Annotated in this window: 13 protein-coding genes and 1 tRNA gene; 9 read left to right on the top strand and 5 right to left on the bottom strand. The window is 73.5% G+C overall.

Annotated elements, in window-relative coordinates; genetic code table 11:
- Window positions 1–20: 20 nt before the first annotated feature.
- Window positions 21–620, top strand: a complete 600-nt coding sequence (locus tag ACFYR0_RS17415; protein WP_389328046.1) for a flavin reductase family protein — start codon at window positions 21–23, stop codon at window positions 618–620.
- Between the two features lie 182 nt (window positions 621–802).
- Here ACFYR0_RS17415 and arfB read toward each other — a convergent pair whose 3' ends face one another.
- Window positions 803–1,240: an alternative ribosome rescue aminoacyl-tRNA hydrolase ArfB gene (gene arfB, locus ACFYR0_RS17410; protein WP_389328043.1), complete on the bottom strand. Its 438-nt coding sequence runs from the start codon at window positions 1,238–1,240 to the stop codon at window positions 803–805.
- A 156-nt stretch (window positions 1,241–1,396) separates the two neighbouring features.
- Here arfB and ACFYR0_RS17405 point away from each other — a divergent pair, with 156 nt between their 5' ends.
- Both ACFYR0_RS17405 and ACFYR0_RS17400 read left to right on the top strand, forming a co-directional pair.
- A complete protein-coding gene (locus ACFYR0_RS17405) occupies window positions 1,397–1,972 on the top strand; it encodes a TerD family protein (RefSeq protein WP_386377743.1) in 576 nt (191 codons plus the stop codon).
- 129 nt (window positions 1,973–2,101) lie between these two features.
- A complete protein-coding gene (locus ACFYR0_RS17400; RefSeq protein WP_389328039.1) occupies window positions 2,102–3,079 on the top strand; it encodes a GNAT family N-acetyltransferase in 978 nt (325 codons plus the stop codon).
- Window positions 3,080–3,225: 146 nt separating this feature from the next.
- On the opposite strand, the gene ACFYR0_RS17395 is transcribed toward ACFYR0_RS17400, so the two are convergent.
- Window positions 3,226–4,632, bottom strand: a complete 1,407-nt coding sequence (locus ACFYR0_RS17395; protein ID WP_389328036.1) for a M1 family metallopeptidase — start codon at window positions 4,630–4,632, stop codon at window positions 3,226–3,228.
- Window positions 4,633–4,732: 100 nt separating this feature from the next.
- Between ACFYR0_RS17395 and ACFYR0_RS17390 the strand changes: the two genes are divergently transcribed.
- Complete coding sequence (locus tag ACFYR0_RS17390; RefSeq protein ID WP_389328033.1) at window positions 4,733–5,233, top strand: hypothetical protein; 501 nt, start codon at window positions 4,733–4,735, stop codon at window positions 5,231–5,233.
- Window positions 5,234–5,521: 288 nt separating this feature from the next.
- Here ACFYR0_RS17390 and ACFYR0_RS17385 read toward each other — a convergent pair whose 3' ends face one another.
- Window positions 5,522–6,199 carry a pentapeptide repeat-containing protein gene (locus ACFYR0_RS17385; RefSeq protein WP_389328029.1) on the bottom strand — a complete coding sequence of 226 codons (678 nt, stop codon included), beginning with the start codon at window positions 6,197–6,199 and terminating at the stop codon, window positions 5,522–5,524.
- 137 nt (window positions 6,200–6,336) lie between these two features.
- Here ACFYR0_RS17385 and ACFYR0_RS17380 point away from each other — a divergent pair, with 137 nt between their 5' ends.
- From ACFYR0_RS17380 to ACFYR0_RS17370, 3 genes are all read left to right on the top strand, one after another.
- Window positions 6,337–7,497, top strand: coding sequence for an FAD-dependent oxidoreductase (locus ACFYR0_RS17380; RefSeq protein ID WP_389328026.1), 1,161 nt, complete (start codon window positions 6,337–6,339; stop codon window positions 7,495–7,497).
- A gap of 121 nt (window positions 7,498–7,618) precedes the next feature.
- Window positions 7,619–8,596: a zinc-binding dehydrogenase gene (locus ACFYR0_RS17375; RefSeq protein WP_389328023.1), complete on the top strand. Its 978-nt coding sequence runs from the start codon at window positions 7,619–7,621 to the stop codon at window positions 8,594–8,596.
- Window positions 8,597–8,667: 71 nt separating this feature from the next.
- Window positions 8,668–8,844 (top strand): hypothetical protein, encoded by a 177-nt coding sequence (locus tag ACFYR0_RS17370; protein WP_389328019.1) that lies wholly within the window; start codon window positions 8,668–8,670, stop codon window positions 8,842–8,844.
- Window positions 8,845–8,897: 53 nt separating this feature from the next.
- On the opposite strand, the gene ACFYR0_RS17365 is transcribed toward ACFYR0_RS17370, so the two are convergent.
- Entirely contained in the window at window positions 8,898–10,307 is a 1,410-nt protein-coding gene (locus ACFYR0_RS17365) for an NAD(P)/FAD-dependent oxidoreductase (protein WP_389328016.1), read from the bottom strand.
- Between the two features lie 556 nt (window positions 10,308–10,863).
- Window positions 10,864–10,935, bottom strand: a tRNA-Thr gene (locus ACFYR0_RS17360).
- 213 nt (window positions 10,936–11,148) lie between these two features.
- Between ACFYR0_RS17360 and ACFYR0_RS17355 the strand changes: the two genes are divergently transcribed.
- Window positions 11,149–12,237 (top strand): ABC transporter ATP-binding protein, encoded by a 1,089-nt coding sequence (locus ACFYR0_RS17355; protein ID WP_389328013.1) that lies wholly within the window; start codon window positions 11,149–11,151, stop codon window positions 12,235–12,237.
- A gap of 214 nt (window positions 12,238–12,451) precedes the next feature.
- A complete protein-coding gene (locus ACFYR0_RS17350; protein WP_389328010.1) occupies window positions 12,452–12,907 on the top strand; it encodes a hypothetical protein in 456 nt (151 codons plus the stop codon).
- Window positions 12,908–12,987 lie beyond the last annotated feature (80 nt).

Below are 12,987 nucleotides of genomic sequence, written 5' to 3'. Positions count from 1 at the left end.
CGCAGACTAGCGTCTCTTCCGTGCTGAACCATCCTCCCGTCACGCTCCCCGCCCAGCCCACGCCCGCCGCGGCCCTCGCGGGCGGGCATGCTGTGGGGGTGAGCAACGACGAGTTCCGGGCCGCGATGTCGCGGCTGGCCGCGGGTGTGGTCCTGGTGACCGCCCAGGAGCCGCCGCTCGATCCGGACGACCCGACGGCGCCGCGCGGCGAGGACGTCGGCATGACGGCCACCGCCTTCGTGTCGGTGTCCCTGGACCCGCCGCTGGTGCTGGTCAGCCTGCGCGAGGGCTCCCGGATGGACGATCTGCTCGCCGAGCAGCCCCTGTGGGCCGTCTCCGTGCTCTCCGAGAGCCAGCGGCACATCGCAGGCCGCTTCTCCATGAAGGGCCGCATCAGCGACCGGCTGCTGTTCGAGGACATCGCCTACGCCCGCGGCGAGGCGTCCGGCGCGCTCCTGGTCGGCGGCGCGCTGGCCACGCTGGAGTGCCGCACCGAGCAGCGGGTGCCGGCCGGCGACCACACGCTGGTGGTGGGACGGGTGCTCACGGCCCGCGTCCCGAGCGCGGACGGCGGCCCCCTGACGTACTTCCGCGGCAGATACCGCCAACTGGACCACTGACGCCCCGCCGACCGGCAGGCCGCGCACCGACGTACTCGCCGGCCGGCCCACCCACCGGCAGGCCGCCGGCGGCGATCAGCCACAGAAGGAGGGCTCAGCGGCTCCGAGCAACGGTTACGGGCGGTGCGTGGGCGGGCAGAAAAAGCCGCGAAGCGGCAAGAAAGCCGCTGACGAGGACCCCGTCAGGACCAGTCCCGCCCCGACCGCCCCCGCTTGGTCTCGGCCCGCTGCTTCTTCTCCCGCAGCCGCCGCTCGTTGATCCCCCGGGGAATCCGCGTGGCCCGCCGCGCCCGGGGCGGCGGAGCCACCGCCTCCGCCAGCAACGCCGCCAGCCGCACCGCGGCGGCCTCCCGGTTCCGCCACTGCGACCGGTGCTCGGACGCCCGCACGGCTACGACCCCGTCGACCAGCCGCCCGGCCAGCCGCTCCAGCGCCCTCGCCCTCCACACCTCGGGCAGCGCCGAGGTCCCCGCGAGATCGAAGCGCAACTCGACCTGCGAATCAGTGGTGTTGACGTGCTGTCCGCCCGGCCCGGAGGACCGCGAGAAACGCCACATCAGCTCGCCCTCGGGCAGCGAGACGGAACCGCGGATGACATAGGGACCGGACATGCCCACCATGTTCCCGTTTCCGGCCTGTTCACGTCACGCGAATATCCCGGACGGGCGGTTCCCGGTAAAGAAAGTAAAGACACCTGGAACCTATGGCATGTCTCCGGGCGTTCATTGGGGTAGCTGTAGGTTCGTCGTACGCAACGAGGGAAGGGACTCCCAACAATGGCTGTAAGCCTGTCCAAGGGCGGCAACGTCTCGCTCACCAAGGAAGCTCCGGGCCTGACCGCCGTCACCGTGGGCCTCGGCTGGGACGTCCGCACCACCACCGGCACGGACTTCGACCTCGACGCCTCGGCGATCGCGGTCAACCCTCAGGGCAAGGTCTACTCGGACGCCCACTTCGTCTTCTTCAACAACAAGCAGACCCCGGACAACACCATCGTCCACACCGGTGACAACCTCACCGGCGAGGGCGCGGGCGACGACGAGGCGATCAACGTCAACCTGGCCGGTCTCCCGGCCGACGTCGACAAGATCGTCTTCCCGGTCTCGATCTACGACGCGGAGTCCCGCTCGCAGAACTTCGGCCAGGTGCGCAACGCCTACATCCGCATCATCAACCAGGCCGGCGGCACCGAGATCGCCCGCTACGACCTCTCCGAGGACGCGGCCACCGAGACGGCCATGGTCTTCGGCGAGCTGTACCGCAACGGCGCCGAGTGGAAGTTCCGCGCCGTCGGCCAGGGCTACGCCTCCGGCCTCTCGGGCATCGCGCAGGACTTCGGCGTCAACGTCTGACGGTCCCCGCCCCGTACGGCAGCCCCGGCCCGCGCCCACGCGCGGCCGGGGCTCCCGTCGTTCAGCGGCGGGGAACGACCCGCCGTGAACCCCCGCGAGGCGGCACCGCCGCCGCGATACCTTGCCCGGATGATCCTCAGCCCGCTCCCCCTCACCCCCGACCACGACATCCCGGCCCCGCTCCTGACGGAACTCACCGCGCTCTACGCCTCGCGGCACAAGTTCCACGCCCTGAGCGGCGACTTCCCGGACCCACGGGACATCCGCCCCGAGCAGGTGGCCGCCGCGCTGGCCGGCGAACTGGCCCACCCGGACGCGGAAGTGCTGCTCGCCCGCAGCGAGGGGCTGCTCGTGGGGATCGCGATCACGCTGGCGCACCACCCCGACCCGGCCGACCCGGACCCGTGGATCGGACTGCTGATGGTCGACGCGAGCGTCGGCGGCCAGGGGCACGGCAGACGGCTCGCGGAGGAGGTGGAGGCCCGGTTCCGCGCGGCGGGACGGACGGGCGTACGGCTCGCCGTGCTCGACGCCAACCCGGCCGGCCTGGCCTTCTGGACCGCGCTCGGCTACGAGGTCCTCGCCCACCGGCCCGACCGTGAGCGCGGCCGCCCCTGCACGGTCCTGCGCAAGCCGCTGCGCACACCCCGCAGCGCGGCCCGGGTCGCGGTGGTGGACCCGGAGGGCGCGGTGTTCCTGTTCCGGTACGACAACGTCGAGGTCGGCGTCCACTGGGCGCTGCCCGGCGGCGGTCTCGAACCCGGCGAGTCGCCCCGCGAGGGCGCCCTGCGCGAACTGCGCGAGGAGACCGGCTGGACCGACCTGGAGCCGGGGCCGCTGCTGACCACCTGGGAGCACGACTTCACCCATGCCGTGGGCCCCGTACGGCAGCACGAGCACGTCTACGTCACCCGCGGGCCCCGCCGGGAGCCGGCCGCCGGTGCGCAGGTCGCCGCGGCCCACGCCGAGGACAGGATCCTCACCTGGCGCTGGTGGACCCGCGAGGAACTGGCCGAGGAGACGGAACCGGTGTGGCCGCCGGAACTGGCCAAGCTGCTGGACGACTTGGACCGGACCGACCCGGACCACGGGCCCGACCGAGCCTGACACCAGCGCGTCTGACGCTCCGCGTCCGTCCGGACGGCGGAGCCCCGGCCACGGGCGGCGCCGAGTACACCGCGGTGGCGGACGCCTGGGAGGCCGTCGACGTCAACTGCCCCCGCGCCCACGGCACGCCGGCCGGGCCGCCCGGCTCACGGACGGTCCGGTTTCCCGTCCCCGTACAGCCAGTCCCGCCAGATCCCGGAGAAGTCCTCGTCCGGGGCCTGCCTCTCCACGTACGCCGTGAAGTCCCCGGTGTCGGCCGTGCCGTGGCGGTGGGCCGCGGCCCAGCCGTGCAGCAGGGCGGCGAACCGTTCGTCACCGATCCGCTGCCGGATCTTGTGCAGCACCATCGCGCCGCGCTGGTAGACCGGGTCGCCGGTCAGCCGGGCGGCGCCGTCCTGGCGCGCGGGCGGGAACGCCCACAGGTCCGTGTAGGTCTCCTCGCCCTCCTCGTACAGCCAGTCGAAGGACTCCTGCGCGCTGTCGCCGCCGTGCTGCTCCTCCCACAGCCACTCCGCGTACGTCGCGAAGCCCTCGCTCAGCCACAGGTCCTGCCAGGTCCTCGGGGTGACCGAGTCGCCGTACCACTGGTGGGCCAGCTCGTGCACGAGCAGCACCACGTCCGGGGCGCCGGGGAAGACCGGACGGTTCTGGGTCTCCAGGGCGTAGCCCACGTCCACGCCGCGTTCGACGATCGCGCCCGTGGAGGAGAACGGGTACGGGCCGAAGGTGTCCTGCGCCCAGGTCATCACCTCCGGCAGCCGTGCCAGCACCGCCCGGCTCGCCTCCGCCTCGACCGGGTCCACCGCCGTGTACACCGGCAGCCCCTCCCGCGTCCGCGTCCGGCTGATGTCGTAGCGGCCGATCGCGACCGTGGCGGCATGGCTGGGCACGGGCTCGGTGGCCCGCCACTCGAAGGCCGTCCCGCCGCCCCGGGCGGGGCGCTGCCGGACCAGCTCGCCGTTGGAGACGGCCGTCAGACCGCGCGGCACGGTGACCCGGATGTCGTACGAGGCCTTGTCGGAGGGGTGGTGGTTGCCGGGGAACCAGGCGGCCGAGCCGACGGGTTCGCCGAGGCCGAGCGCGCCGTCGGCGGTGAGCAGCCAGCCCTCCTCGGTGCCGTCGGGGTCGGTGATCGTCTCGGGCCGGCCCTCGTAGCGGACGGTGACCTCGAAGGTGCCGCCCTCGGCCGGCTCCTCGTCCGGGCGGACCGTGAGCTCCTGCCCGGCCCTGTTCCAGCGGGCCTCCTCGCCGTCGACGGTGATCCTCTCGACGTCCAGCCCCTTGAGGTCCAGGTTGAACGAGGACAGGTCCTGGGTGGCACGGGCCGTGATCACCGCCGTGCCGGCCAGGACGCCGTCGCCGGGGTCGTAGGCGAGGTCGAGGCCGTAGTGCGTGACGTCGTAGCCGCCGTTGCCCGCCTTGGGGAAGTACGGGTCGCGCAGGCCCGCCGCGCCCGGGGTGCCGCTCACCCCTCCGCGGTCCTCGCACGCGCCGAGCGTGAGCGCGAGACATACGGCGAGGGCGGCGGGGACAACAGGCACGAACCGGGGCACGCCGTCGATCCTATGGCGGCCTCGGGGGAAGATCGCGGGCGCCGTCGCCGGACCCCCCGCGGGGCCCGTCCGTGGCGCGGGCCGTGACACCATCGGCTACGTGCTCGACATCGGCTACGCCCTCTCCAACCGCTTCCCCGACCCGCCGCAGACGGACTACCGGCGCGCGGACGTCCGCGCCCTGCGGCACGACCTGTTCTGCGGGGACGTCTACCTCGCCGACACCAAGGCCGACCGGGAGCTGTCCACAGCCTGGGGATGGGTTCCGGTGCTCGACTTCGCGTGGGCGCTGTGCGACATCGTCGAGCGGATCGACCAGGACCCGGCGGGCTCGCGCGCGTCCCGGCCGCAGTACGCCGAGCTGGACTTCACCGAGTCCACGGACCGCATGATGTTCGAGCGGCGGTTCGGCTGGGTGGACATCGAGGCGGACTGGATGCCGGGCGACGAGGAGCCCCTGACCTTCTCCCACTCCGCGCTGCGGCGTGAGGCCCGGGACTTTCTGCACGACCTGGTCGCCGACCTGTGCGATCTGCACGAGGACCTCGCCGAGAACCCGGCGATCTGGACGCTCCAGGCACGCTTCCCCCGTGTGACGTGACCACCGCCGGGCACCCGCCCGGCCTGGCACCCCGCCCTGCCTCCGGGGCCCGCCCCCAGACCCCCGGCCCGGGTCGACCACCGCCCGACACGGAACGTCAGGAAGCAAGGTGTGGGCCTCTCGCGCCCTGCCCTGGGTTCGCCCCCCGGCCCCGGCCCGGGCCCGCCCACCGCCGGAAACCGTCCGTCGGGAAGCGGGCGTCGCGCGCCCTCAGCCCGCGTCCATCGGGAAGCGGGCGTCGCGCGCCCTCAGCCCGCGTCCATCGGGAAGCGGGCGTCGCGCGCCCCCTCAGCCCTCCACCCGCACCCCCAGCTCCGCCGCCAGCACCGGCGCCAGGTCCAGCAGCTGGGCCGTGCTGATCACCGCCCCCGCGAGCCGGTCCACCCCCCGCGCGATCTCCAGCGGAGCCGCCCCGCGCAGGTCCACGTCCTTCAGCGTGGCCGAGGTGAGGTCGGCCGACTTCACGGCACAGTCGACGAACTCCACCCGCTCCAGACGGGCCCCGCCGAAGTCCGGCTCGACCAGGACGCAGCCCTCGAAGACGACGTCTCTGAGCCGTGCCGTACGGAAGTTGAGGAAGTCCAGCTTGCCGCCGCGGACGACCACCCGCTCCAGCACCGCCCCGTGCAGCTGCACCCCGCCGAGCCGGGCGTCCAGCACCTCGCTGTCCCTCAGCGTGGCCCCCGCCAGGTCGGTGCCGACGCCGCGGACCTCTCTCAGGACCGAGTCGAGGAAACGGGCGTGGTGCAGACCCGTCTCGTCCAGCGAGCAGCCCGTCAGCGCGCAGTCCAGGAAGCGCGCGCCCGCCCCGTCCTGGCCGCTCAGGTCGGCCTCTCTCAGCTCCAGCCCGTCGTAGTCGCCGTCCGGCTCCAGGGAACCGCCGTCCCACCGCTCCAGCGCGGGCAGCCGCACCTCCGGCCGCCGCGCCGCCTTCACACCCGTCACCCCGGGCCGTCCGCTCGCCATGCCCCCATCCTGCACGCAGCCACTGACAATCGCCCTGGCCTGCGCAGACGTGGGCCGCCCTGGTTCGTTGTCACATTTCGGCGGGCCGGACAGTCATATCCGGTGACAGGCGAACCCGAAGAGAGGGAGACCTCACCATGCACCGCATCACCGTCGTCGGCGGCGGCTTCGCCGGACTCACCGCGGCCATCACCGCCGCCGAGGCGGGCGCCCGGGTCACCGTGTACGAGGCGCACCACACCCCCGGCGGGCGGGCCCGCACCGCCGAGGGCCCGTACCGGACCAACGAGGGCCCGCACGCCCTGTACAACGGCGGCCCGCACTGGGCCTGGCTGCGCAGCCGCGACCTGATCGGGCCGCTAGCGCCGCTGCCGCCGCTGGAAGCCGCCCGGCTGCGGCTGCGCCACCACGGCGTCCTGCGCCGCACCCCGCCCTTCGCCATGCTCAAGCTGCTGCGCCGCAGCGCCCGCCAGGCACCCGTGGACGAGGACTTCCTCACCTGGGCCACCCGGGAGGCGGGCGAGGAGGGCGCACGGGCCGCCGCCCACTACTCCGCCGTCGCCCTGTTCCACCACGACCCCGGCTCGCTGTCCGCCGCGTTCGTGCAGGAGCGGCTGCGCCGGGCCACCAAGCTGCCCCCGGAGGCGCACTACCCGCGCGGCGGCTGGGCCAGCGTCATCGACCGGATGGCCGGGCGGGCCTGGAACCTCGGCGTCCGGATGGAGACCCTCTCGCGCGTCGACACCCTGCCCACCGACACGCCCGTCGTCGTCGCCACCTCCCTCGACTCCGCGCGGCGGCTGCTCGGCGACGACTCGCTGACCTGGCCGAGCGGCCGTACCGCACTGGTGGACCTCGCCGTACGGACCCGGCGCGGCGACGCGTTCGCCGTGTCCGACCTGGACGCGCCGGGCTGGCTGGAGCGGTTCACCGCGCAGGACCGCACCCTCGCCCCGGCGGGTGAGCAGCTGATCCAGGGGCAGATCCCCATCGCCCCGGGTGTCCCGCGCGCCCAGGGCGTGGCCCGTGCCGAGGAGCTGCTCGACCTCGGTTTCCCGGGCTGGCGCGAGCGCGTGACCTGGCGCCGCGAGGCCCTCGCGCAGGGCCGGACCGGCGCGGTCGACCTGCCCGGCACCAGCTGGCGCGACCGGCCGGCCGTGGACCGGGGCGACGGCGTCTACCTCGCCGGCGACCAGGTCGCCGCGCCCGGGGTGCTGTCCGAGGTGTCCTTCAACAGCGCCCTGACCGCGGTCTCGCTCGTGCTGGGCCGCGACGCCGCCGACCGCAAGCACGCCTGAGGGGGCTCCGGGGCGGCTTGACCTCAAGCGTGCCTGACAGGGCTCCGGGGCGGCTTGACCTCAAGCGCGCTTGAGGAAGAACAGTGAACCGTGTCGAACGGACCACACCCTGGGGGATCCCATGCACGCCGTCCGCCTGCACGCCTTCGGCCCCGCCGAGAACCTGGTCTACGAGGAGACCGAGGCCCCGCGCCCCGGCCCCGGCCAGGTCCGTGTCGCCGTACGGGCCGCGGGTGTCCATCTGCTGGACACCGCCCTGCGCGAGGGCAAGGCGGGCCCGGCTCCCGCCCCCGAGCTGCCCACGGTCCCGGGCCGTGAGGTCGCGGGCGTCGTGGAGTCGCTCGGCGAGGGCGTCGCCGGGCTGTGGCTCGGCAGGCGGGTGGTCGCCCACCTGGGCTTCGTGCCGGGAGGCTATGCCGAGCTGGCCGTCACCGAGGTGGAGCGGCTGCACGAGATCCCGGCGGGCCTCGACTTCGCCGGGGCCGTCGCGATGATCGGCACGGGCCGCACCACGATGGGCATCCTCCAGTTCGCCGAGCTCGGCCCCCACTCGGTGGCCGTCGTCCCGGCCGCGGCCGGCGGCATCGGCACCCTCCTCGTGCAGTACGCCCGGCACGCCGGCGCCACGGTCGTCGGCCTCGCGGGCGGGCCCGGGAAGACGGCCCGGGTCGCCGCGAACGGCGCCGACCTCGCCGTCGACTACCGCGACCCGCAGTGGCCGGCCGAGGTCCGCGCCTGGCTGGGCGACCGCACCGCCACGGTCGTCTTCGACGGTGTCGGCGGCGACGTGGCCCGCGAGGCCGTCGCCCTCCTCGGGCCCGGCGGCCGCCACATCGTCTTCGGCTGGTCCTCCGAGGGCGTCAAGGACGGCGGGCCGTACCTCGTCGACGGCGTCTCCGAGGAGGTGCTCGGCCCGGTGATGCTCGCCAGGGCCGGCGGCCCCGAACCCCTGCGCACCCTCGAACTGCGCGCGCTCGCCGAGGCCGCGGCCGGCCGCCTCACCCCCGCCGTCCACCGCTTCCCGCTCGCCGCCGCGGCGGACGCCCACCGGGCCCTGGAGACCCGCGGCACGACCGGAAAGGTGGTCCTGGAACCCTGACCGGCAGGAAGCACGCCCCAGATGCGGCCCACCGCCGTCCGTGGTCTTCCGGCCGGGTGAGCGTCACCCGGATGCACACCGCGCACGCCGACCCGCGCCGCCGGTCGGGCCTAGTGATCATCACCCTCGCGCAGCTGATGGTCGTCCTGGACGCGACCATCCGGCGCCCGCGCTCTCCGGGGCGCCAGGGCGGCGGCGAACGCGCCCTGGAGCGCGCGTGCGCCGAACAGCAGGGATCGGTGACCTGACGGTCCGTGTCCCTCCGGGAGACCTCCGGGGGACCTCCGGCGGGCCGACAGCCTCAGCCCCGCCCCGCCACCCGGTCCGCCACTCGGGCCAGCCGGGACGATCCCGTGCTGTGGGTGCGCAGTTCACGGCGGTCCGCCGCGCGATAGGTCGCGTACATGCCGTGCACGCCGAGCCAGCGCAGCGGCTCCGGCTCCCACTTGCGCACCTTGTGCCCGACCCACGGCAGTTCGGTCAGCTCCGTCGGCCCGCCCTGCCCGGAGTCCTGCCGGACCAGGTCCCGCAGGGTGCGGGCGGCGAGGTTCGCGGTGGCCACGCCCGAGCCGACGTACCCGCCCGCCCAGCCCAGCCCCGTCGCCCGGTCCAGGGTCACCGTCGCGCACCAGTCGCGCGGCACGCCCAGCACGCCCGACCAGGCGTGCTCGACGCCCACCCCGGCCAGCGACGGGAAGAAGCGCACCAGGATCTCCCGCAGCGCCCCGACGGTCTCCGCGCGCGTGCGCCCGTCGTTGTCGGTCCTCGATCCGAAGCGGTACGGCACCCCGCGCCCGCCCAGCGCGATCCGCCCGTCGGCGGTGCGCTGCGCGTACATGTAGGCGTGCGCCATGTCGCCGAGGGTCTCGCGGCCCTCCCACCCCACCGACGCCCACTGCCCGTCGGTCAGCGGCTCGGTCACCACCATCGAGGAGTTCATCGGCAGCCAGGTGCGCCGCTGGCCCTTCAGCGAGGCGGTGAACCCCTCGGTGCAGCGCAGCACGTAGGGCGCCCGGACCGTGCCGTACGGCGTCACCGCGTGCTTCGGGCGGATCTCCGTCACGGGGGTCGCCTCGTGGATCGTCACGCCGAGCGCCTCGACGGCCTCGGCCAGCCCCTTGACCAGCTTCACCGGGTGCACCCGCGCCCCGTGCGGCGTCCAGGACGAGCCGACCGCGCCCGCGACCCTCACGCGCCGGGCCGTCTCCCGCGCGCCGTACAGCTCGCGGCCCTTCTCGCCGTACGACAGTTCGTGCTCGTGGAACGCCTTGAGCCGGGCCAGTTGCGCGGGGGTGGTGGCCACCTCCAGCACGCCACCGCGGTGGACGTCGGCGTCCACGCCCTCGGCGGCCAGTACGGACACCACCTCGTCGACGGTGTCGTTCATGGCCCGCTGCAACCGGACGGCGGCCTCCCGGCCGCGCAGCTTCGCGTAGCGGTCGCGTCCGGCGACGCCGTTGTAGAGCCAGCCGCCGTTGCGCCCGGAGGCGCCGTAGCCGCAGAACCTCTGCTCCAGCACGGTGACCCGCAGGAAGGGCGCGGCCTTCTTCAGGTAGTACGCCGTCCACAGGCCTGTGTATCCGCCGCCCACGATCACCACGTCGGCCGTCGCGTCACCCGCGAGCGGCTCCCGCACCGCCGGAAGCCCGTCGTCCGCGAACCAGAAGGAGACGCCGCCGTTGACTACACCGCTGACCGCACCGCTGCTCATGCCGGGGACGCTAACCCCTTCCCGCGGCCCCTGTCTCCTTCGGATTCCGTACTTTCGCACGCCCCTGACCAGCGGATAGCCCGCCGCCCCGGGGCGCCGGCACGACGAACTGCCCCAGATCGGGGACCGCCCGTCGGCGTACGCCGAACCAAGCGCGCGCACCCGCCGGTAGCCTCCCCCAAGTGACCGACGTCCCTGGGAACTGGCCGCGACCCAGGCGAGACACAACGGGGCGGCGGGCAGCACCTTCGTCGCCGCGCTCCCCGGCCTGGTCACACGGTCCCTGGACCGCTGGTCCCTGCGCCCCGGGCACGGGGTGTGCGCGCTGTCGTGCCCGTACTGCGCCGGGACGGCACCCCGGCCGCTTCCGTCCTGAACCGGAACGAGCCCGCGATCGGCTTCTACCGCTCCCTCGGCGCCCTGCCCCAGGACGAGTGGACCGTGTAACCGCCTGACCGACGAGGCCCTGAGGAAGCCCGGCACGCCCTGACCCCCGACACACCGACGCCCCCGCGATCCAGGATCACGGGGGCGTAGAGGCGCAGGCCGGCCGAAGAGCCCCCTGTCGGATTCGAACCGACGACCTTCGCTTTACAAGAGCGGTGCTCTACCACTGAGCTAAGGAGGCCTGCGCACGGCACGCGTGCGCCCGTGCAGTGTACCCAGGCTCCGGGGGCGGCCCGTCGAGAATTTCCGCGAAGTTCACAGAGGTCCAGGTACTGACAGGCGGGGTGAACGGCAGGTACCGTCCTGAGTCGGTTCACTCGCGTGGACTACACCAACCACCTTCCTACAACGGATCGTCCGGCACGTTCCTGCCGGTAGAAGGGGGCCCATCACCATGGCCACTGTTACGTTCGACAAGGCGACCCGCATCTACCCGGGTGGCACCAAGCCCGCCGTCGACGCCCTGGACATCGAGATCGCGGACGGCGAGTTCCTCGTCCTGGTCGGTCCGTCCGGCTGCGGCAAGTCCACCTCCCTGCGCATGCTGGCCGGTCTGGAGGACGTCAACGGCGGCGCGATCCGCATCGGCGACCGCGACGTGACCCACCTGCCGCCGAAGGACCGGGACATCGCCATGGTGTTCCAGAACTACGCGCTGTACCCGCACATGAGCGTCGCCGACAACATGGGCTTCGCGCTCAAGATCGCCGGTGTCAACAAGGCGGAGATCCGGCAGAAGGTCGAGGAGGCCGCGAAGATCCTCGACCTCACCGAGTACCTGGACCGCAAGCCGAAGGCCCTCTCCGGCGGTCAGCGCCAGCGTGTCGCGATGGGCCGCGCCATCGTGCGTGAGCCCCAGGTCTTCCTCATGGACGAGCCGCTGTCCAACCTGGACGCCAAGCTCCGTGTGTCGACCCGTACGCAGATCGCGTCGCTCCAGCGCCGTCTGGGCATCACCACCGTCTACGTCACCCACGACCAGGTCGAGGCCATGACGATGGGCGACCGTGTCGCGGTCCTCAAGGACGGTCTGCTCCAGCAGGTCGACACCCCGCGCAACATGTACGACAGGCCCGCGAACCTCTTCGTCGCCGGCTTCATCGGCTCCCCGGCCATGAACCTGGTCGAGGTCCCGATCACCGACGGCGGCGTGAAGTTCGGCAACTCCGTCGTCCCGGTCGAGCGCGACGCGCTGTCCGCCACCACCGACAAGACGGTCACCGTCGGTGTCCGCCCCGAGCACTTCGACGTGGCGGGCGCGGACTCCGACCAGGGCCTCGCGGTCACCGTGAACGTCGTCGAGGAGCTGGGCGCCGACGCCTACGTCTACGGCACCGCCACCGTCGGCGACACCTCCAAGGACCTGGTGGTCCGGGTGAACGGCCGTGACGTCCCGGAGAAGGGCAGCGTGCTGCACGTCGTCCCGCGCTCCGGCGAGACCCACGTGTTCTCCACCTCCTCCGGCGCGCGTCTGTCCGACTGACGCGGTACGGAGAAACCCGGACGTTCTCCACGGGTTGACGAAGAGGGCCCCGCAGATCACTGCGGGGCCCTCTTCGCTGTCGCGGGATACCCCGCCAGAACAATCCATTTCGAGCAGTGAGCGTCAACCCCCTACCCCGAATTCGCCACCTTCTCATCCCCCGAACCGGTGACTAAATGTCGCCAAATCATCACCAGGCGCTACCCTCACTCGCGTGAAGCACTCCACCATCCAACAGACGCGACGCGGCCAGGGCCCCGCCCGCCGGGTCGGCCGCAGCCTCGCCCTCGTCCTGCCCGTCGTCCTGGTGCTCTCCGGGACCCTCGCGGTCACCCGGGTCAGCTGGTCGGGCGACCCGTCGGCCCCGGTGCTCACCGCCTCGGACACCGCCCTGTCCGACGACGCCAAGCCGGCCGCCCCGCGCGCCCCGCACGAGGTGCTGCGCGACCAGCTCCTGACCGAGCTCCAGGAGAAGGACCCGGGCATCGCCCTGACCCACCTCCAGCAGGCCGTCGACGAGCGCCCGTCCCTCGCCTCCCACTGCGTCTCGATCGCCCGCTCCCTGGGCCGGGCGGCGGTCCGTGTCTACGGCCCCAAGCGGGCCCAGTCGTTCTCCCGCCCGGTCTGCGACACGGCCTTCGCCTCGGGCGTCCTCGCGGCGACCGGCTGAGCGGCGTCCCGAGAAGGGCGCGAGGCCGTACCACCCCACGGCCGGGCGGCGCCCGCAGGGGCGCGGGGCTGTGTCGCTGT

The organism is Streptomyces sp. NPDC005017, from assembly GCF_042873115.1.
Classification (GTDB): domain Bacteria; phylum Actinomycetota; class Actinomycetes; order Streptomycetales; family Streptomycetaceae; genus Streptomyces.
This window is presented reverse-complemented; position numbering and strand designations above follow the sequence as displayed.

Coding starts and splice junctions, on each gene's coding strand:
- arfB (WP_389328043.1), bottom strand. CDS start 1,240: ATGGTGGGCATGTCCGGTCCCTATGTCATCCGCGGTTCCGTCTCGCTG.
- ACFYR0_RS17405 (WP_386377743.1), top strand. CDS start 1,397: ATGGCTGTAAGCCTGTCCAAGGGCGGCAACGTCTCGCTCACCAAGGAA.
- ACFYR0_RS17400 (WP_389328039.1), top strand. CDS start 2,102: ATGATCCTCAGCCCGCTCCCCCTCACCCCCGACCACGACATCCCGGCC.
- ACFYR0_RS17385 (WP_389328029.1), bottom strand. CDS start 6,199: ATGGCGAGCGGACGGCCCGGGGTGACGGGTGTGAAGGCGGCGCGGCGG.
- ACFYR0_RS17380 (WP_389328026.1), top strand. CDS start 6,337: ATGCACCGCATCACCGTCGTCGGCGGCGGCTTCGCCGGACTCACCGCG.
- ACFYR0_RS17375 (WP_389328023.1), top strand. CDS start 7,619: ATGCACGCCGTCCGCCTGCACGCCTTCGGCCCCGCCGAGAACCTGGTC.
- ACFYR0_RS17370 (WP_389328019.1), top strand. CDS start 8,668: ATGCACACCGCGCACGCCGACCCGCGCCGCCGGTCGGGCCTAGTGATC.
- ACFYR0_RS17365 (WP_389328016.1), bottom strand. CDS start 10,307: ATGAGCAGCGGTGCGGTCAGCGGTGTAGTCAACGGCGGCGTCTCCTTC.
- ACFYR0_RS17355 (WP_389328013.1), top strand. CDS start 11,149: ATGGCCACTGTTACGTTCGACAAGGCGACCCGCATCTACCCGGGTGGC.